We start from the raw sequence: 19,787 nt of genomic DNA, 5'->3' as shown, positions 1-19,787 counted from the left end.
GCGCGTTCGTCGTGAGCATGGGAGAAGTCGAAAAGAACCGTGTCACGGCGAGCGCGCCGCGGGGAGCGATCAAGATGTTCTTCACCGGCGTGTTCACGACTCCGTTCCATATCACGCAGGTCGGAAACATCGCGTCGCTACTCGGCATTTTCTTGATCGCCGCACTGCGGCTGGTCGGGATCCGTGCATTCGACGCGCTGCGGCTGCGATGGCGACGCAAATATCCGGTCAAGGCTCTTTGAAGCACGGTTCGCCGCGCCCGCCGAAATCGCCGTCGATCACGACCGAATCGACGCCCCCCGCTCCGCGAGCAGCTCGCGCAGGATGCTGCGATGGCAGCGCGCCTCGTTTTCGCAGTAGCAACCGATCGCGAAGTTCGACGTCGCCGACAGCGCGGCAAGCACGTCGAGCACCTTGCTCGCGTCGCCGTGCTTCATCTCGCCGCGGAACTTCCGCGCGAATGCCTTCCAGTCGGCGTCGGTTTTCGCCGCCTGCGCTTCGGCGACGAGCTCCGGACTCGGCGACAACGTCGGCAGCCAGACATCGTAGAAGTCGCGCGCCGCGAATTCTTCCTTCGGCACGCCGCGCGGCGGACGGCGCACGGTGCCAATCCGCACGCCCTCGTCGTCGGCGCGCCGCGTTCCGAGTTGGACAATGCTGATGCTCATGCTGGGCTCCCGTTCAGAGTGATCGGCGCGAAGTGCGTCGAACCGCCGACTTGCGCGCGACGCATCGCGGCATCGCAGTGCCGGACGATGCGGCACGACGCACGGCCGCGCGGCAGATGACGCACAACCGACGACGCGCGACGCATCCCCTCATGCGAACGACCGCGCGGCAACCGCATTGCGCCGCCGCTCCCATTTCATTCGACGCGCCGGGCATGCGGCCGCCGGCGCGCGACTTCGCATCGCCCGGAACATACCGGACATACCGAACGCACCGACGCCAAGCCTCCCGGCCGAGCGCCGACGCGCCGGCAAACGTCAGACGCCGCTCGCGATCACCGCGCCGAACGCATCCGCGACGATCCCGACGTTCGCCTCGTTCAACCCGGCGACGCACATCCGGCCCGAGCGCAACACGTACACGCCGTGCTGCTCGCGCAGGCACTCGACCTGCGCTTCGGTCAGGCCCGTGTACGTGAACATCCCGCGCTGCTTCACGTAGCGCGACAGCGCCTCGCCCTGCACGTGCGCGCGCAGGCCGTCGTGGATCGCGCTGCGCATCTTCGCGATGCGCCGGCACATCGTCGCGAGCTCTTCTTCCCATTGCGCGCGCAGCGCGGGCGTCGTCAGCACCTGCGCGACGATCTTCGCGCCGTAGGTCGGCGGATTGCTGTAGTTCGAGCGCACCGCGCCTGCCAGTTGGCCGAGCACGCGCTCCGCCGCCGCCGCATCGTCGCAGATCACCGACAGCCCGCCGACGCGCTCGCCATACAGCGAGAAGTTCTTCGAGAACGAGTTCGCGACGAACGCCGGCACGCCGCGGCGCGCGAGCTCGCGGATCGCGAACGCGTCGGCTGCGAGGCCCGCGCCGAAGCCCTGGTACGCCATGTCGACGAACGGCAGCAGCTCGCGCGCCTGCAATACGTCGATCAGCTTCAGCCATTGCGCGTCGTCGAGGTCGACGCCCGTCGGGTTGTGGCAGCACGCGTGCAGCAGCACGATGCTCTTCTTCGGCAGCGCGTCGATCGCGGCCTGCATCGCGTCGAACTTCAGGCCGCCCGTCGCCTCGTCATAGTACGGATACGTGTTGACCGTGAAGCCCGCGCGCTCGAAGATGAACCGATGGTTCTCCCAGCTCGGATCGCTGAGCCACACCTGCGAGCCCGGGAAGTAGCGCTTGATGAAGTCCGCGCCGATCCTGAGCGCGCCCGACCCGCCGAGCGTCTGCACCGTCGCGATGCGCCCGTGCGCGCGCGCGTCGCTGTCCTCGCCGAACACGATCGCCTGCACCGCATCGCGATACGACGCGAGCCCCGTCATCGGCAGATACGGCTTCGGACCGGACTCGCGCTGCACGACGGCCTCGGCCTCGCGCACGGCGCCCATCACGGGAATCCGGCCGTCGTCGTCGAAATAGATGCCGATGCTCAGGTTGACCTTGCGCGTGCGCGGGTCTTTCTGAAAATTCTCGTTCAGCGTGAGAATCGGATCGCCGGGGTATGCATCGATATGTTCAAACATGGCGGTTTCTGACTGATGAGGAAAAATCGGGGTCAACGGGCCGAGACGCCGCCGCCGAGCGCATAGCCGGCGCCGCGCTGGCGGAACCGGTAGCCGATCGCGAGCACCGCGAGCCACACGGGGATCAGGTAGACCGACAGGCGCAGATCCGGCGTCCGGAACATGACGACGAGGATGGCCGCCATGAATGCGAGACAGAGATAGTTCGTCAGCGGGTAGCCGAGACTCTTGAAGCGCGTCTCCTCGCCCGCCGCGCGTTTTGCCTGGCGGAACCGCAGGTGGATCACGCTGATCATCGCCCAGTTGATGATGATCGCCGATACGACGAGTCCCATCAACAGTTCGAATGCCTTGCCCGGCATGAAATAGTTGATCACCACACACAGCGCGGTCGCGAACGCGGACGCGCCGAGCGCCGCGATCGGAATGCCGCGCCCGTTCACGCGCGCGAGCGCCCGCGGCGCGTTGCCCTGCCGCGCGAGGCCGTACAGCATCCGGCTGTTGCAGTAGACGCAGCTGTTGTAGACCGACAGCGCGGCCGTCAGCACGACGACGTTCAGCACGTTCGCGGCGATGTCGCTCGACAGCGCGTGGAAGATCAGCACGAACGGGCTGCCGCCCGTCACGACCTTCTGCCACGGATAAAGCGACAGCAGCACGCCGAGCGCGCCGATGTAGAAGATCAGGATGCGGTAGATCACCTGGTTCGTCGCGCGCGGGATGCTGTGCGACGGATCGTCGGCCTCGGCGGCCGTGATGCCGACGAGCTCGAGCCCGCCGAACGAGAACATGATGACCGCCATCGCCATCGCAAGACCGCCGATGCCGTTCGGGAAGAAACCGCCGTGCCGCCACAGGTTCGCGACGCCGGCGTCCGGACCCGCGTGGCCCGACAGCAGCAGATAGCCGCCGAAGCCGATCATCCCGATGATCGCGGCGACCTTGATGATCGAGAACCAGAATTCGGTTTCGCCATACGACTTGACGCTCGCGAGGTTGATCGCGTTGATCGCGACGAAAAACACGAGTGCAGAGATCCAGGTCGGCACGCCCGGCCACCAGTATTGAACGTAGATGCCGACCGCGGACAGCTCGGCCATGCTGACGAGCACGTACAGCACCCAGTAGTTCCAGCCGGACAGGAAGCCCGTGAAGTGCCCGCAATATTTGTTCGCGAAATAGCTGAACGAGCCGGCGACGGGCTCGTCGACGACCATCTCGCCCAGTTGCCGCATGATGAAGAACGCGACGACGCCGGCGAGCGCGTAGCCGAGCAGCACCGACGGCCCCGCCATCCGAATCGTCTGAGCAATGCCGAGGAAGAGCCCCGTGCCGATCGCGCCGCCTAGCGCAATCAGCTGGATGTGGCGGTTCTTCAGCCCCCGCTTGAGTCCGTCGTTGTCCTGATCCGAAACCATGTCTTCTCCGTCTCATCCGCCTTTCTTGGAGGCGGCGCGCCTTCGGGCCGGCCCGGGCGCTGTGTACTGTTCCGGCCGCCGTCGTGGTTCGTCACGGCGGCCGGCCGGGCTGGGGATGCCGAATTCTTGCGCAGCGTGCGTCGCCTTGCATCGAGCGGGAAAGCCGCCGCCCCGCTCCTGCCCGCGCGCACCGATTTTCTTTGATCTCGCGCAAAAATCGGCGCTCAGTTTATCGCTGGCGGGATGAAATGGGGTTTCGTAAGCCCTTCATGCAAACCCTACATTATGAGATAAGATTGCATCCAGGAGACAAATAAGGAAACAAAAATGCAAGAAGCGCTTCTCGACCGCATCGATCGCCATCTGCTCGACATCCTGCAGGAAAACGGCCGCATCTCCAACCTGGAGCTGGCCAAGGAAGTTGGGTTGTCGCCCGCGCAGACGCTGCGGCGGCATCGCCGGCTCGAGGAGATCGGCGCGATCAAGCGCTACGAGACCCGGCTCGACGCCGGCACGCTCGGCTTCGGCGTCACCGCGTTCGTCCAGGTGACGATGGAGCGCGGCCACATCCGCGACTTGTCGACGTTCCAGAAGCTCGTCTCCGAGCTCGCGCAGATTCAGGAGTGTTTTTCCGTCACGGGCGACATCGACTACGTGCTGAAAGTCGTCGCCGCGGACCTGAAGGGCTTGTCGACGTTCCTGCTCGACACGCTGATGCGCATCCCCGGCGTGAGCGGCGTGCATTCGAGCGTGTGCCTCGACGAGATCAAGTGCACGAGTGCGATGCCGCTGTAGCTGTGCGGCAGGGAGCAAGAACACGCGCCGCGCTCGCGACGTGCGACGAGCCGGGAACGGACGTGGTTCAGCCGACGAAACACTCCGGTGCGGCCGATAGGGCTGCGGCCGCCACCCACTGCGGGAAATGATCCCTGCGCACATGCCGCCCGAGTCAGCGCCGAACGGTCGGCCCATGTCCCGCATCGGGTCGTGATGGGCGCTGCTCGGCACGAGCACCGGTACCGGCGGACTGCTTCTCGCACTCAGTTTCCGATGCCGAAGGGCCGACGCATCGACCAACCTGATGCGCAATCCGCTGGCCACGGCGAATACGCGCCTATGTCCGCTTCCCATTCACATGGAAGAAAAATCCGCGGACAAGCGTGTAGCGCTCAAGCCGAATCGATCCATCAACTCGCATCGTGATTCCGTATTTCATGGATGTTTCCGCACGTCGGCAATGTTATTTGTGAAGTGGCAACGCGCTTAATTTCACATACGCGCATCGAATCGAACGCACCAGACGGATATCGACGACTATAAAAGAAGGATGCCGCGTCGAAAACAATAGCGTTTCCGGGCGCATGCTTCGCGGCCGCTCGAACTCGGTTTCGTCAAGCATGAATCCGAGCTTCTGACCGGCCTCACGCTCCCGGTTCGCCGCAGCGCACCTGTCGGTCCGGATCGGCGGGCGATTGGAAGCCCGCATCGAGCGCCTCTGCGTGCCGGAAGCGAACCGAATGACGGCGACATCATCGGATGCGTAAGAAAACTCCAATGCCGCCGCGCATCGATTTCTTTATCGATTTGAAAACGGATATCGCATGTCCTAGGCTGTAAATGCCCTCGACACTGGGGCATCTGGCCAGCTTCAGCGCCTTTCTTCGGATAGACCTTTGCCGTTGATTCGCCAAATGGTGCCGAAGGCGGCACAACGAGCCGGATTAATTGCCGGTCGTGCGCGTGGCTTACCGAATACTGAGTCATCGGATCCAGTCCTGAAAAATGGACTGCCAAGGACAATAAACGATGAAAACCGACGATTTCGATTTCGGCCTCGATTGGAAAGCCATGCCGACCGATCCCGCCGAATTGCGCGGCAAGCGTCGCGACAGCGGCAAAATGATCGTGCTCGATCGCGCCGCGACCACGATCGAGCATACGATTTTCCCCACCATTTCCGACCATCTTCGGCCGGGCGATCTTCTGGTCTTCAACGACAGCTACATGCTGTCGAACACGTTGTCGTTCCGGCATGGCAACGAGTCCGCGCACGTGATCGTGTACGGTCAGGAGCCCGACGGAACGAGCATCGTCGAACTCAGATCTTCCCAATCGCCGCGGCCCGGCCTCACGTTGACCGCCACGGACGACAGCCAGCTCAGCTGCACCTTGCTCTCTCCGGAGCCGAATCAACTCTGGAGCGCGCGATTCGAACCTGCGGGGAAACTCGTCGGCGTCCTCGATCGCCGCGGATGGCGCTCGGACGAAACGATTCCTCTCAACCCCGTTTACTGGCGCACGCGGCCCGATGCATACCGCGCCGTGTACGCCAGGAAACCCGGCTCGTTGGAAATTCCGTCCGCAGGCCTGCACTTTTCCACCGACGTGTTAAGGCGGCTCGCCGACAAGGGCGTCGAATTCGCTTACGTCACGCTGCATGTCGGAGCAACGGAGATCCTCGCGGTTCGCCATATCGACGAGGACGAGATCGAGCAGCACAAGGTCAGGCCGGAGTACTTCGAAGTCGGAGCCGAGGCCGCCGAGCAAATCAACCGGGCGCGAGCGGAGAAGCGCCGCATCATCGCGATCGGCACCACAGCCATGCGAACGCTGGAGTCGCTTGCGGCTCATGGCGAGCCGGGCGCCGCCTTCCGGGCCCAGGCGGGATGGACCGAACTCTATATCTATCCCGGATTCGAGTTCAAGATCGCGAACGGGCTGCTCACGAACCTCCATCGGCCGCGATCCAGCCACATCGTCCTGACCGCGGCCTTCGCGGGCAAGGCTCTCCTCATGCGCGGCTACGCGGAGATTCTCGAGATGGGGGGATACGAATTCGACATGTTCGGCGACAGCATGCTGATCCTGTAACGGCATGGCGCCGTCGACGAGTGCCATGGAACGAGACAAACGCATCGACACCGTCGTGATCGGCGCCGGTCATGCGGGGCTTTGCATGAGCTACGTCCTGCAGCGCGAGGGGCGTGAGCACGTGGTGCTGGAGAAAGCGCGCGCGCTCGAACAATGGCGATCGGCGCGATGGGATTCGTTCAGAATCAATTCTCCGCTCGCCTATTCGAGGTTGATGGGACAGATCGATGGACTTCCCGGCATCCGGCGAAGCATCCCGCTCGAAGAGATGGTACGGATGTGGGACGCATGCATCGCGCAGAGGCGCTTTCCCATCCGTGAGCGCTGCCGGGTCGGCTCGGTCGAGCGGATCGAAGGCGGACGCTTCCGGGTCCACGTCGAAGGCGACGATGGCCCGCGACGTTACGACGCGCTGAACGTCGTCGCCGCGCCGGGCAATTACCAGCTCGTGAGAATTCCCGACTTCGCACGGCATCTGCGCACCGAAGTGCAGCAACTCCACGTCGGGACATATACGAACCCGTCGGCCGTGCAGGACGGCCCCGTGCTGGTGGTCGGCGGCGGTCAAACGGGCGTGCAGCTCAGCGAAGAATTGGCGACGGCCGGCCGCAGCGTGTACTTGGCAACGTCGAGAGTCAAGGGAACCCCGCGCAGCTACCGCGGCGAGGACATCATGTTCTGGCTGGACCGAATCGGGTTCCTGAGCGCCCCGAAGAGCGCGTTCGCGCATCCTGCCGAACAACCCGATCAAATGCCCATCGTCGGCCACGATCATCCGATTTCTCACCATTCATTGGCTCGGCTCGGCGTTCAACTGCTGGGGCGCCTGAGCGGCATCTCGCCAGACGGCGCGGTTGCGACGTTCGACGAGGATCTCCACGCCAACATTGCATTTGCATCGCAAGGCTACCAGGCGCTGATCGATCGCATCGAGAACTGGATCGCAAACCGGGACGCAAACGCGCACACGCGGTATCCGCCGCCGACAGTCGAGCCGGCGTGGCAACCGTATCCCCCGCTTCTCGCGTCTACCCCACCCACGAGCGTGACGCTGCGCGAGCATGGCATCCGTGCCGTCGTGTGGGCCACGGGCTGGCGCGCCGACTTGAGCTGGCTGCGGATCGACGAAGTTCGCCGGGCGCTGGATTCTCGCGGACTTCCGGCTTCCTGCGAAACCCCCGTCGACGGTTTCTATTGGCTGGGCTTCCACGGCCTTCGGACGCAGTCCTCGGGAACGGTGGCCGGATTCCACCTCGACGCGCCCTATATTGCCGCCCGGCTGCGATGCCGCGCCGAAACGCGATCATGATGCGCCACTACGAGCACGCAGTCGTCGGCAAGGGGCTCATCGGAGCCGCGACGCTGCGCTACCTCAGCGTCGCGTCCGAAAGCGTCGCGGCCATCGGCCCCGACGAGCCCCGGGATGGGCGCACACATCGAGGCATCTTCTCCAGCCATCACGACGCGGGGCGGATTGCGACGCGGCTTTCTCGCGATCACGTCTGGGCAAGACTCGTCCATCGATCGATGGACGAGTACGCCCGTCTGGAACAGGTTGGCGGAGCGCGGTCCTACCGGCCGCTCGGCATGCTCTATGTGGCGCCGCTGGATGACCCGATCATGCAAGAGCGAGTCCGGCTCGCGCGCAGCCTGAAGGTGGACCACGTCGAACTCGCAAGCGCGGCGTGCGCCGGGCGACTATCGCCGCTCCGCTTTCCCGCTGGCTTTCACGGCCTGCTCGAGCACGCGCCGGCCGGAATCTTCGGTCCGCTCGCGTTGCGGCACAACCACTTGACGATAGCCAAAGCCAACGGCGCGAGCGTCATTTGCGCCATCGTCACGGCAATCCGCAGGCGCGCCGCACACTGGGAGTTGAACACGGCCTGCGGCCGACGCTACACCGCGAACAAGGTGCTGGTCAGCGCCGGCGCGTACTCCAACTGCTTCGATCTCCTGCCTCGCAAGCTCGATTTGCGCGTCAAGTCGGAGCACACAGTCCTCCTTCAGGTTTCCGGAGCCGAATCGGAGCGACTTCGAGCACTGCCGCCGATTAGCTACCGGATCGATTCGCGTTCGATTTCCGACGTCTATGTCGTCCCGCCGATGCTTTATCCGGACGGCAATCATTACCTCAAGCTCGGCGCCAACACGGACGCGGACATGATCCTGCCGAGCTTCGATGCGATTCAGCAATGGATGATCTCCGGCTCCGACGAGCCGCGATCGGACATACGCGAGGCCATGTTTCATCTGCTGCCCGATCTCGACTTGCTTTCGGCTCGCGCAAAGCGCTGCCTCGTCACCTACAGCGCGCACGGCAAGCCCTATATCGACGAGTTGGACGACGGGTTGTTCGTCGCGACGGCAGGCAACGGTGCGGCTGCCGCGTGTTCGGACACGCTCGGACGCCTGGCCGCGGATCTCATGACAGGCCGCCCTTGGCCCGCCGGATTCGAGCGTCGCGACTTTCAGCGGCGGTTTGCGGATTCGCGCGCGAGCCAGACCGCAAAAAATCGAGGATAGACCCGATGAGCGACTCGACGATCAGCAAGAAAAGGCGCTGGCCGGCCCGAAACGTGGCGATTGCAGCAAGCCACGAACTGTTCTCTTCGCCCGAGGAGGCCCTTCGCGAGACGATCCGGGATCGCCTTCAACGCCGCATCGAAATCCTCACTCAACACCGCCTTGGCCGCAAATGGTGTCCGTACGCGATCGAGAGTACGCGCTTGAACAGATCGATCGAAAGCGGCGTCGACGACGTCAAGTTCCTTTACCCGGTGCTCGACAACATTCCGGTCGTGGTCCTGCCGCTGCTCAATTTCGCGCGCGCCGGAATCCGCATCTGCCTCTATGCGCCGCCCGAGGTCTGCCGTGTGGCGGAAGTCGTGCGCGATTACGTTGCTCAGATAGGCTGGATCCGCGATACATGCGATCTGATCACAGTGCAAGAGGACAAGAGCCGCATCTCTTTCTTCGATTCGTTCAAGCGCAGCACGGCCCCGCTTATCGCCGCCGACGCGGACGATGCGATCGTCTGGACAGCGGCCGATCTCGTCCTCGCGTACGACGTCTGGCCCTGGCTGCTCGAGCGCGATATCCACGACCATGACATCGTCGTCAACATGATCGCTCGCGAGTTGATCTTCCCGCCCGGGACCAACGAGTTCCTGCGGCTGGAATACTTCGACAGCCTGTTGCCCGTGGGGCAGACTCGCAGCCGCGAAGTCAGACAGCCCGACATGCTCGTGTTCACGCAGCGAGGACGGGACGGACTGGCGAACCTGGACCGTATCCGCGGCCGGCCGGAGGCAGAACTCCTCGGCATTTTCCTGAAGACATCGTGGCGCGGCCTGCTGAGCCGCAAGGCCGGCTCGGTGCTGCGTGCGATCCATTACGGCATCAAGCGCAAACAGTATTCGCTCCGGCCCGGCGACGGCATCTCGCAGACGCACGCAAGCGCCTTCGCGTCGGTTTTCTTCGGCGTGGATACGCTGGTCAAGGGCGAATGTGCGGATCCACTCATCGTCAAGGATGCAGACGGCTTCGAAGAGATATTCGGCTACTATCGCACTCTGCTCCAGGGCGTCGTCGAAGCCGCAACGACCAAGGAAGAAGGCTACCGAAAGCTCGAAGCGTATTACCCGCACGCGGAGCATCTCTTTCGCCTGTCGAGCCGCCTGGCCCCTCTTTGGTCCGAGATCCCCCTCTGGCGGCGGTGGCCGGAGTTCATCTGTGACAAGACATCGACCTACAACACTCGGCTCAAAATGGCGTTCAAGGAAGCTGGAGTCGACGACTCGACGATGCCGATCCCCGAGTACTTCACGCGCGAAGGTGAATTCATCTTTCACCCTCCGCCTCGGCATTCGAGCATTCCCGGCTCGCTCGCGTTCCTCGCCGAAGTCTATCGACCGCGCTACGAACAAGGCCGCCGGCAATGGCTCCAGGCCCGATGATCCCGCAATGCCGTCCGACGGCCGGAGCATCGGGTCGGGTCGAGCCGTTGCGCTCCCCGAGCCGCCTCCGGGGCCGCCGGGCAAACCGCTCAGCGTATTTCCGTGTTGACGATGGCCTCGACCAGCGTCTTGCCGACGCTGGTGAGCTCGACCGTCTCTTCGTCGGGTCGCATCGCCGCGAGCCCGCGCCGCTCCAGGCTTTGAAACACCGGCTTCCATCGCTGATCGAAGAGAGAGCCGCCGGCGAACCTGGCCCGATGCAAATCGTCTCGAAGCGGCTGACACGTAGTGAGCGCGCGGCGCATCGAGCTCGCGATCTCCTCGTCCGGGCTCATTTCCAGCAGTTCGAGCGGCAATTCCCCGCTGGCAATCGCATCGAGATACTCTCCCGGCCGCGTCGCGACATTGGCGGAGCAACGCCGAGTCGCGGAACTGGCTCCCAACCCGATTCCGACTTCGACGAACTGCTTGTCCTGGTCGAGGACGAGCGACTTCCACCGTCCGCATCCGGTTTCCGGCTTCTGGAAGTACATCGTCGGATACTCGAAGCGTCCGGCGTCCTCCAGCAACGCGACTGCCGCTTCGCGCATTTGATACTGCTCTCCCAGGCTCGGCCAGCGATGGCCCTCTCGTGACGCGCGCGCCCTGCTCGCCGGACTCTGCCACCTGGCGGAAACACCTGCGATGGCGGTCCCGGTTTCGCCGAACGGACGCAGGTGCAGCTTCGTCATCACGACCGTGCTGTAACCCAGCTCCAGCATCTGCCGAACGTCGCGACAAAATCCCTCGACACGCTGATCCAGCAATCCATAGATCAGATCGCCATCCACCCGCTCGAAGCCCGACAGGAAGGCGCGGCGAACCACCGTCCGGGCTTCGTCGGACGTGTGCTCCCGCCCGGCGAGCGCAACCAGACGATCGTCGAAAGACTGAATGCCATAAGTGATCTTTCGGCATCCTTTTTTATGGAGAAGCGCGAGCTTGTCGCTCGAGAGACTGTCGGGACTGCCTTCGATGCGAATGGTGGTGTCGGCGTTGAACCCGAAATTCGACCGGTAGAAATCCAGGAGCTCGGCCAGCAATTCGTCGGGCAAAAGCGTGGGCGTTCCGCCGAACAGGCAAAACTCTCCGACCGGCGCGTCCCGCAACGCCGGCACGAGCGCCAACCACAACCTGGCCTCGGCAATGTTCAGATCGACCCAGTTTCGAGCCTGCTCGCGAAACGCCGCCTCATCGTGCTTGCGCATGACGATGGGAAATTGACAGAAGTAGCAATGGTATTTGCAGAGTGGAATCGTCGCCCATAAAAAATAAGGATTTTGCCCTTCCAGTTCAGCCTGAAGACTCTGAAGAAACCGTTCCCGGGAACACTCCCTTGTGCCCGGAAATACGTGCGAGCCAAACGGGTCGCGCACGACGTATCGAAGAAGATGATCGTTCTCGGGCCTGCACAACACGTCCGCTGCCCGCGGCCGAGGATAATCCTCGTCGACGAGCAACAGGCTCTCGCGAGCGCTCACGCGCTCTAGCATCCGAATAGGCGAGCTGGACATTGAGGGCACCTCCTAGACACTGACTGCACCGTGCATCGCCTCGGATGGCGCCGTCTCGAGTGCGCCGGGCAGGCATGCGCGAAGCCGGCGCTGCAAGAACTCCAGGGAAAAGTGTTTTCTCCCGAGCTCGAAGTTGAAACGTGCCCATCGTTCCCGCCGTCGTTCATCGAGAAGGAGTTCGAGCACCGCTTGCACGTAGGCGTGATCGGGCATTTCGTCCCAATCCTTTCGCGTGCGCAAAAGAAGACTCTTGAAACCCTTCTCCCCGTATACCTCTTCGTACATTTCGTAGGTGCTGCTAATGAATGGGCGTTTTTGAGCACTCGCCTCGGCGGGAGGATTGCCAAAGCCTTCGTAATCGTACGAGGTCAGAAACGAACTCAAATCGGCGTGCGCGAGGAGGTCGCCGACGGAATACCGGGTCTCCCGCGATGCACGATTCGAGGGGCGGCATAGCGCGGAGCACGGCAGCAGCCCGTTTCCATAGATAACGTGATCGTCGACTCCCAGTTCGATCGCCATGCGGGACAGCCGGCGACGCTCTTCCTCGTGTTCGTCGGTAGGCCCGGTCACGAAGAGATAGACAGGCCGCTGACCGCCTGACGAACGCATCGATTTCTGCAGCGCATGCAAAAGAAAGACGTCTCTATCGAGCCTTTTTTGCGGAATGACCCGGGTACACCGAGCGATCAGCAGCGCATCGGCGGGAATGCCGTAGCGAGAGCGAAAATGTCGATTGCCGTCGTCGATTGCGACTTCCGCGAACCGAAAGCAGTTTGGCAGTACGGTCGCATCCACGTGCGGCGCCCACTGGTTGAGCTGCTTTCTCGCGGTGTTCGTGAGGGTCACGTATCGGATGTACTTCGAGACAGACGGCTTCGGAATGCCTTCGAACGGAGGCCCTCCGTATTTGGCGCTTTCGCTGAACCACATCAGGTCGTGGTCCCGCCAGAGCACGAACGGACCCTTGCGCCTTTCACGTCCGTACTGCTCGATTGCGACACGCAAAGCCTCGGAAAACAGCAGATTCTCCGGCAGGGACCCGTTCTCCACGACGACGACCGAAACGTCCAGACGTCGCCAGGTGTCCACAATCGACGCGGCAATCCGGGGAACGATGCTGCCGTCGAGGCATCTGCGTATTCGCTCGCCGTCACGCTCCCGGAGTTGCTCCAGCATTTCCGTGACCAAACGCTGCGTGTATCCCCTGACAGCGGCGAGACCCTGAATGCGCACCAACGTCAACCAGTCGGGCAACGCATCGGCTTCGTTCACGTAAGGTCGAAAGAAATCGCCTTTATCGCTCCTGATGTCATAGCCGAGATCGAGATATATTCGATAGCCATGCCCGTTGAAAATCGACGCAACTTTTAGAAACTCCTCCGTGATGCCGGAAGCAAGCACCCCGTCCATTGAAATCCCAAACAGAACGTTCTTTCGATGAGCGACTTGTGGATCATCTTGAACGGCGCTGGCTGAATTCATTTGGTATCCCACCTATCGTTTTTGAAGTATGCGAAAGTCGCTCCAGCGGATGATGCAGATTGCCGGCCGCACGCACATACCAGAAAAAGTTCGGTGCCGAGATTGATGCGCCGCTACGAACACGCCCGGCTCAGGCGTTGAATCCCGTGACGTCGAGACTCCACCACCCCAAATGTCTGCGCCCTGCCCGATTTCGCGCGGCGAGTCCCGCCGATTCACGGGGCCTCGGTCATGCTGTGTCGTGCAGCGCGCCGATCTGAGAAGCACCGATACCGCCCCGAAAGATCACGCGCGGACCCCGGTGAAATGATTGAAGTCTAGGCGATCGCTCAAGAGCGGGAGCCTGACAGTATTGGTAGGTGTCTGCGCGGACGATGACCTGCCCCGCGTTCGGTACGGCAACAGCACAGCGCCCGTTCCCGAGTCGCCGCGCCATCGCAAAATCAGCGGCTTACCTACGGGTTCTGGTAGTTGTGATGGATTCGGATCTGAACTATTTTTTTTGAGAATGAGTCGCAGCGTCGATCGCCTGCGAGAAACAAATCGGCTCGTTATGCAGGCAATCGTGGTCACTCGTTTGATCGGCCATGCAATCGCAAAACACGTCTTTGCCTTGTCCAAATTCGATCATGCTGCTTAGGCATTCGCTTTCTGGAACAGGATGACGGGCGCGGCAATGAAAATCAAAGTGCAAGGCCGTTCTCCGTACGTGGGTTGAACTCCCACGCTACCCGTACCATCACCGGAGATAAAAATGGCAAAGACCAGCAAGGGCTTCAACAATCTGCAGCACGTGCAGAATCAATGGGGTGGCTCGTCGGCACCGTGGCATGAAGGCGGCATGTGGGTGCTCGGATGCCGTTCCGGTCAGAACGTCGTGGCGCTCAGCATCAAGTCCGGAGACGGTGGGAGGACCCTGACCGGCACGATGACCTACGTCGGAGAAGGTCCGATCGGCTTCAGGGCGACGCTCACGCAAAGCAACACATACGCGGTCGAAAATCAATGGGGCGGAAGCTCAGCCCCCTGGCATCCGGGCGGCACGTGGATCATCGGCTGCCGCGTCAATCAGAACGTGGTGGCGCTCGACATCGAATCCGGCGACCAGGGCGCCACGCTCGCGGGAACGATGACGTACGCGGGCGAAGGCCCGATCGGTTTCAAGAGCCAGCAGGCCGACGGTGGCGTCTACGCGGTCGAGAATCAATGGGGCGGTTCGTCGGCCCCCTGGCACAACGGCGGCGTGTGGGTGATCGGCGCGCGCGATCAGGCCGTTGTCTCGGTGAGCATCGGCTCCACGGACAGCGGCAAGACGCTGAACGGGAACATGACCTATGCCGGCGAGGGGCCGATCGGCTTCAAGGGGAATTCGGTCGCGGGCAACAACTACGCGGTCGAAAATCAGTGGGGTGGAACGTCTGCTCCGTGGCATCCGGGCGGCACCTGGCTGCTCGGCTGCCGCTCAGGCCAAAACGTCGTGGAGCTCTACATCACCTCTGGCGACAACGGCAACACGTTCCATGGCAGCATGACCTACAGCGGCGAAGGCCCGATCGGCTTCCGCGCGACGGCATTGCCGCAATAACGTCGGCTAGGCTCGAGAAAACGCCACGCCAATCGTCCCGGTCGCCGCATGCGCGTTGCAATTCGCGGATGCGGCGGCGCGCCATGCCGCCGCGCAGATGACAGGGCTTCATGGACGCGGACAGCGATCAATACGTTTCGCAGCCTCCGTCGGAACCCGGCATCGAAGCCTATGTCGCGCGATTCGCCGCCAATGACGGCACCGTCGACATTTACTACGGTTATTACCCTCGCCACTACGCCGCTACAATTGATCGGCCAAAGCACATCGCGCCGGAGCATCGGGGTGATTGCGCTTTCGACAATACACATTCCGGGTTTTCAAATACGTCTCCAAACGCCTGAAAGTCGCCGGAAGAGGAAAATTGCCGATCGGCACGCCACTGCCGCAGGCAATTCGCCGCCCGGCGGCAGCCGGCAAGTTCATGAACGGCGAGACTACCCCGAATTTCGCAGTCGCGATGCGCGCGACGCCTGCAAGGCAGACAGCCGCACGGCGTCGAGCGAATGCGCGCGCTTCTCGGCGACGGCCTCGGTCGGAATGGTGGCGTCTCGACAACGCGATATCCTTCCTCCCGCCGGACGAAAAACGAGACGGGCGGACGCCGCATCCGGCGCCCGCCCGTCTTTTCAATCGGCACATCCGGCGGCAAGCTCCGCCGCGCCGCTTACATCGTGACCTGATCGAGGAAGGTCTTCTTGCCGCCCTTGAAGTCGTACAGGGAAATCACGCCGTGCTTCAGGTCGCCCTTCGAATCGAAGATCGTCGTACCGATCACGCCCGTGTAGTTCGTCTTCGGCATCGCCGCGAGGATCTTCGCCGGATCGGTCGAGTTCGCGCGCTTCATCGCGTCGACGACGATGTACACCGCGTCGTACGTGAACGGCGCGTCGAAGCGGATCGGCTGGTTGAAGCGCTTCTCGTACTTCGCCTGGAACGCCGCGCCGCCCGGCATCTTCTCGAGCGCCGCGCCCGCCTGCGAGCACACGACGTTGTCGGCCGCCGCGCCCGCGAGCGCAGGCAACTGCTCGGTGCACACGCCGTCGCCCGAGAAGATCTTCGCGCGCAGGCCGAGCTGCTTCGCCTGCTTCGCGAACGGGCCGCCCGTCGCGTCCATGCCGCCGTACATGATCGCGTCCGGATTCGTGCCCTTGATCTTCGTCAGGATCGCGCGGAAGTCGACCGCCTTGTCGTTCGTCGCGTCGTGCGACAGCACCTTCAGGCCGAGCGCCTTCGCCTTCTTCTCGAATTCGTTCGCGAGGCCCTGGCCGTACGCGGTCGAATCGTCGACGACTGCGACCGTCTTGATTCCCTTCTGCTTCGCGTAATCGGCGAGCGCCGGGCCTTGCTGCGCGTCGGTCGCGACGACCCGGTAGGTCGTCTTGAAACCTTGCTGCGTATAAGCCGGGTTCGTCGCCGACGGCGAGATCTGCAGGATGCCGGCGTCGCTGTAGATCTTCGACGCGGGGATCGACGTGCCCGAATTCAGGTGGCCGATGACCGCGACGACCTTGCCGTCGACGAGCTTCTGCGCGACCTGCGTCGCGGTGCGCGGATCGGCTGCGTCGTCTTGCGCGTCGAGCTGCAGCGTGATCTTCTGGCCGCCGATCGTGAGGCCCTTCGCATTGATCTCCTCGACCGCGAGACGCGCGCCGTTCTCGTTGTCCTTGCCGAGGTGGGCGATGCCGCCCGTCAGTGGCTCGGCGCTGCCGATCTTGACGACCTGGTCGGCCGCCGCATGCGTCGCGGCCGCCGCCGCAAGCATCGCAGCCGCGCTGATCGGCAACAGTTTGCGGATTTTCATTTTCACTGCAGTCTCCTTGTTGGACGGACGTTGATCATATGATCAGATCATAGCCGGTCAAAATTCGCTGCAGCGAGACGCGCATGCGCGCCTTCGCGTCGCCGGCGCAGGTGCCGCCTTCCCCGGCGGCGACTGCGCGGCGGCCTCAAGCCTTGATGTTCATCGTGATCCGCGCGGTGAACACCGTCTTGCCTTCGGCGTCGGTCACTTCGACCGGCACGATCTTGTCGCCTTCGCTTTGCCAGTCGACGGCCGAGCCGTCGGCGACCGCCGTCACGTCCGTCTTCGCCTTCGCGAGGTATTCGACGGTCATGCCTTTCGGAATCCAGCGCAGGCCGTCCGGAATCGACACCTGGGTCATCAGCCCCGCGACCAGCTCGGCCGCGTTGCACAGCGCGATCGCGTGGACCGTGCCGAGATGATTGGTGATTTCACGCCGGAAGCCGACTTTCGCCTCCGCTCGACCGGGCTGCAGCTCGACGACCTGCGGCTCGATCGTGCCGAAGAACGGCGCCATCTGACAGACCATCTTGCTGAATTGCGCGGCCCCAGCCGCCTTGAACATCTCGAGAACCTGACTCATGTTGTCTCCCGTTTCGATGAAAACAGAACAATGTTCTGCAACAGAAGATTATTCTGTTTGATTGGCAAGCGTCAAGGTACTATTGCGTGACTCCAGTTTTTCGTTCGCGATCCCGCTTGCCTACCTTCGACATCCTGACGCGGCAGTTTCCCGGCCGCCGCGCGCACCTGAAGCGCACGATCCTCGCGACCGCGCTCGCCTGCTTCAACGATCACGGGCTCGAGCCCACGACGATCGAGATGATCCGCGAGCGCTGCGACACCAGCGTCGGCAACATCTATCACCACTTCGGCAACAAGGACGGCCTGATCGCCGCGCTCTTCCTGTGTGCGATCGAAGACCAGGCGCAATTGCTCGCCGACTACATCGGGCGCGCGACGACCGCGCGGGAGGGCGTCGCCGCGCTCGTCCACAGCTATGTCGACTGGGTCAGCGCTCAGCCCGAATTCGCACGCTTCCAGTTCATGGCGCGCACGGCCGTCGCCTCGGGGCCGCGCGCCGACGAGCTGGCGGAAAAGAACCGTGCGCGCAATCGCCGCGTCATCGGCTGGTTCGCGCACGCGCAAGGGCGCGACGAGATGGCGCAATGGCCGACGGAACTGCTGCCGTCGCTCATCGTCGGCCAATCGGAAAACTACTGTCGCGCGTGGCTAAACGGCCGGGTCAAGTCGCCGCCCGCCAAATATCGGGAAGCGCTCGCGATCGCGGCGTGGCGATCGGTTTCGAAGTGAGGGACCGGCCGCGGGCGGGCAGTCGCCCGGAAACGCACCGAGCACCGGATCGCCCGGCCGCTCGGCGCGAGGCAGCGTCGGACTCGCCCCTCCAGGCGCGCGCCGGCGGAGCGAACCGAAGCGACGGCGCGGCACTCGACGTACCGGCCGTCAATTCGTTGGCCGCCGTCCGGGCCCATTCCATTACACACAAGTCGGCGTGAGCGGCTTGTAAACTGTCGCGGTTTGCCGTTTACTCTTGCTTTTTGCGCGGCACGCGGATGGCAGGGGCAACGGAGAGCTGGGCGGCAATGGAATTCAAGGGCATCGATCTGGGCGACAAGCGCCTGAACCGGCGGGCGATCCTGCTGGCCGAGCAACTGTCGGGCAATCCGACGGCGAGCATTCCGCTGGCGTGCGGCGGCTGGGCTGAGACGACGGCGGCTTATCGGTTCTTCGCGCAGGACAAGCTGGAATGGACCGACGTCATGGAGCCGCACTGGCAGAGCTCGACCGAGCGGATGCGGGCATGCGAGGTGGTGCTGTGCCTGGATGACACGACCGAGCTGAACTTTAACGGGCAGGAGATCGCTGGACTGGGGCCGTTGTCGTATGAAGCCCAGCGCGGCATGTACGTTCACGCGACCTACGCGGTGACGCCACAGCGTGAACCGTAGGGCGTGCTCAATGCCTGGATGTGGTCGCGTGAGCGCAAGGATGCCCGAGGCAAGCGTGGCGGTATCAAGGAAAGCACGCGCTGGATCGAGGGATACGAACGGGTGGCGGAGCAGGCGGTGGATCTGCCCGGCACACGGTTGGTGTATGTCGCAGACCGTGAGTCGGACATTGTCGAGCTGATGGCCAAAGCGCGCGATTTGGGTTACCCGGCCGACTGGTTGATTCGCGCCCAGCACAATCGCGTGTTGCCCGAGGGTCAAAGACTTTGGGATCACGCCACGCAAGGCGAGCCGCTTGGTGAAATCCGCTTCACGTTGCCGGGTCGCCAGCGACAGAAGGCGCGGGAGGTTCAGCAGCAAATCTGGAGTCGTCGGATCGACGTGCCCGATGGCCAGGATGGTGTTGTGTCGATCAATTGCCTTGTTGCGCGCGAGATTGACGCGCCCGCCGGGGCGACGCCGATCGAATGGCGCTTGCTGACCAATCGCGACGTGCCGGATATGACCGAGGCCGCGCGGCTGATCGATTGGTACCGCGCCCGCTGGGAGGTGGAAACCTTCTTTCATGTGCTGAAGAACGGTTGCCGAGTCGAGGCGCTACAACTGAGCACGATCGAGCGCATCGAGCGGGCGCTGGCGGTGTTCATGGTGGTGGCGTGGCGCATTGCTCGTCTCATGCGGTTAGGTCGAACTTGCCCTGACCTCGATGCCGGACTGCTATTCGAGCCCGATGAATGGATGGCTGCCTTCATCCTCAACAAGAAGGCCCCACCTGACAAACCGCCGCGGCTAAACGAAGTGGTACGGCTCGTCGCCAGGCTCGGCGGCTTCCTCGCCCGCAAAGGCGACGGCGAGCCTGGCGTCAAAACCATCTGGCTAGTCGGCCCTGAACAATTCGTTTTGTCGCGCAGATGAAGCTACGCCGCCGACGGCGCAGCGGCTCGGAAGCTGAGCAA

16 protein-coding genes and 1 pseudogene are annotated in these 19,787 nt (G+C 63.1%); 10 read left to right on the top strand and 7 right to left on the bottom strand.

The window, feature by feature from the left end; translation table 11 throughout:
* The first annotated feature begins 17 nt into the window (after nucleotides 1–17).
* Entirely contained in the window at nucleotides 18–242 is a 225-nt protein-coding gene (locus tag WS69_RS19675; RefSeq protein WP_059472362.1) for a hypothetical protein, read from the top strand.
* 36 nt (nucleotides 243–278) lie between these two features.
* On the opposite strand, the gene WS69_RS19670 is transcribed toward WS69_RS19675, so the two are convergent.
* The 3 genes from WS69_RS19670 to WS69_RS19660 form a co-directional block, all read right to left on the bottom strand.
* Entirely contained in the window at nucleotides 279–668 is a 390-nt protein-coding gene (locus WS69_RS19670; protein ID WP_059472361.1) for a DUF488 domain-containing protein, read from the bottom strand.
* A 318-nt stretch (nucleotides 669–986) separates the two neighbouring features.
* Nucleotides 987–2,189, bottom strand: a complete 1,203-nt coding sequence (locus WS69_RS19665) for an amino acid aminotransferase (RefSeq protein ID WP_059472360.1) — start codon at nucleotides 2,187–2,189, stop codon at nucleotides 987–989.
* Nucleotides 2,190–2,221: 32 nt separating this feature from the next.
* Nucleotides 2,222–3,607, bottom strand: a complete 1,386-nt coding sequence (locus tag WS69_RS19660; RefSeq protein WP_059472359.1) for an amino acid permease — start codon at nucleotides 3,605–3,607, stop codon at nucleotides 2,222–2,224.
* Between the two features lie 327 nt (nucleotides 3,608–3,934).
* Between WS69_RS19660 and WS69_RS19655 the strand changes: the two genes are divergently transcribed.
* The 5 genes from WS69_RS19655 to WS69_RS19630 all read left to right on the top strand — a co-directional run bounded on the left by WS69_RS19655 (nucleotide 3,935) and on the right by WS69_RS19630 (nucleotide 10,434).
* Nucleotides 3,935–4,402: an Lrp/AsnC family transcriptional regulator gene (locus WS69_RS19655; protein WP_059472358.1), complete on the top strand. Its 468-nt coding sequence runs from the start codon at nucleotides 3,935–3,937 to the stop codon at nucleotides 4,400–4,402.
* A 1,011-nt stretch (nucleotides 4,403–5,413) separates the two neighbouring features.
* Nucleotides 5,414–6,478 carry an S-adenosylmethionine:tRNA ribosyltransferase-isomerase gene (locus WS69_RS19645; RefSeq protein WP_059472356.1) on the top strand — a complete coding sequence of 355 codons (1,065 nt, stop codon included), beginning with the start codon at nucleotides 5,414–5,416 and terminating at the stop codon, nucleotides 6,476–6,478.
* A gap of 25 nt (nucleotides 6,479–6,503) precedes the next feature.
* Nucleotides 6,504–7,787, top strand: coding sequence for a flavin-containing monooxygenase (locus WS69_RS19640; protein WP_059472435.1), 1,284 nt, complete (start codon nucleotides 6,504–6,506; stop codon nucleotides 7,785–7,787).
* Nucleotides 7,784–9,001 (top strand): NAD(P)/FAD-dependent oxidoreductase, encoded by a 1,218-nt coding sequence (locus tag WS69_RS19635; RefSeq protein ID WP_059472436.1) that lies wholly within the window; start codon nucleotides 7,784–7,786, stop codon nucleotides 8,999–9,001. The genes WS69_RS19640 and WS69_RS19635 overlap by 4 nt, the downstream gene beginning before the upstream one ends.
* 5 nt (nucleotides 9,002–9,006) lie before the next feature.
* Entirely contained in the window at nucleotides 9,007–10,434 is a 1,428-nt protein-coding gene (locus WS69_RS19630) for a hypothetical protein (protein WP_231747171.1), read from the top strand.
* Between the two features lie 89 nt (nucleotides 10,435–10,523).
* Here WS69_RS19630 and WS69_RS19625 read toward each other — a convergent pair whose 3' ends face one another.
* Entirely contained in the window at nucleotides 10,524–11,987 is a 1,464-nt protein-coding gene (locus WS69_RS19625; protein ID WP_226382948.1) for a radical SAM protein, read from the bottom strand.
* Nucleotides 11,988–11,999: 12 nt separating this feature from the next.
* On the bottom strand, nucleotides 12,000–13,472 hold the full coding sequence (locus WS69_RS19620) for a hypothetical protein (protein ID WP_226382947.1): 1,473 nt from the start codon (nucleotides 13,470–13,472) through the stop codon (nucleotides 12,000–12,002).
* A 754-nt stretch (nucleotides 13,473–14,226) separates the two neighbouring features.
* Between WS69_RS19620 and WS69_RS19615 the strand changes: the two genes are divergently transcribed.
* The gene (locus WS69_RS19615) at nucleotides 14,227–15,057 is read left to right on the top strand and encodes a lectin OAA family protein (protein ID WP_059472353.1); all 831 of its coding nucleotides are present in this window, start codon (nucleotides 14,227–14,229) and stop codon (nucleotides 15,055–15,057) included.
* A gap of 110 nt (nucleotides 15,058–15,167) precedes the next feature.
* Nucleotides 15,168–15,401, top strand: coding sequence for a hypothetical protein (locus WS69_RS33565; RefSeq protein ID WP_156438259.1), 234 nt, complete (start codon nucleotides 15,168–15,170; stop codon nucleotides 15,399–15,401).
* Between the two features lie 323 nt (nucleotides 15,402–15,724).
* Here WS69_RS33565 and WS69_RS19610 read toward each other — a convergent pair whose 3' ends face one another.
* The gene (locus WS69_RS19610) at nucleotides 15,725–16,861 is read right to left on the bottom strand and encodes a branched-chain amino acid ABC transporter substrate-binding protein (protein WP_418230168.1); all 1,137 of its coding nucleotides are present in this window, start codon (nucleotides 16,859–16,861) and stop codon (nucleotides 15,725–15,727) included.
* 145 nt (nucleotides 16,862–17,006) lie between these two features.
* The gene (locus WS69_RS19605; RefSeq protein ID WP_059472351.1) at nucleotides 17,007–17,444 is read right to left on the bottom strand and encodes a hotdog fold domain-containing protein; all 438 of its coding nucleotides are present in this window, start codon (nucleotides 17,442–17,444) and stop codon (nucleotides 17,007–17,009) included.
* A 116-nt stretch (nucleotides 17,445–17,560) separates the two neighbouring features.
* Between WS69_RS19605 and WS69_RS19600 the strand changes: the two genes are divergently transcribed.
* Both WS69_RS19600 and WS69_RS19595 read left to right on the top strand, forming a co-directional pair.
* Entirely contained in the window at nucleotides 17,561–18,175 is a 615-nt protein-coding gene (locus WS69_RS19600) for a TetR/AcrR family transcriptional regulator (protein WP_059472350.1), read from the top strand.
* Nucleotides 18,176–18,435: 260 nt separating this feature from the next.
* Nucleotides 18,436–19,746: pseudogene (locus WS69_RS19595) on the top strand (IS4 family transposase).
* Nucleotides 19,747–19,787 lie beyond the last annotated feature (41 nt).

This window comes from Burkholderia sp. BDU5 (assembly GCF_001522845.1).
In the GTDB taxonomy this organism is placed as follows: Bacteria; Pseudomonadota; Gammaproteobacteria; order Burkholderiales; family Burkholderiaceae; genus Burkholderia; species Burkholderia mayonis.
This window is presented reverse-complemented; position numbering and strand designations above follow the sequence as displayed.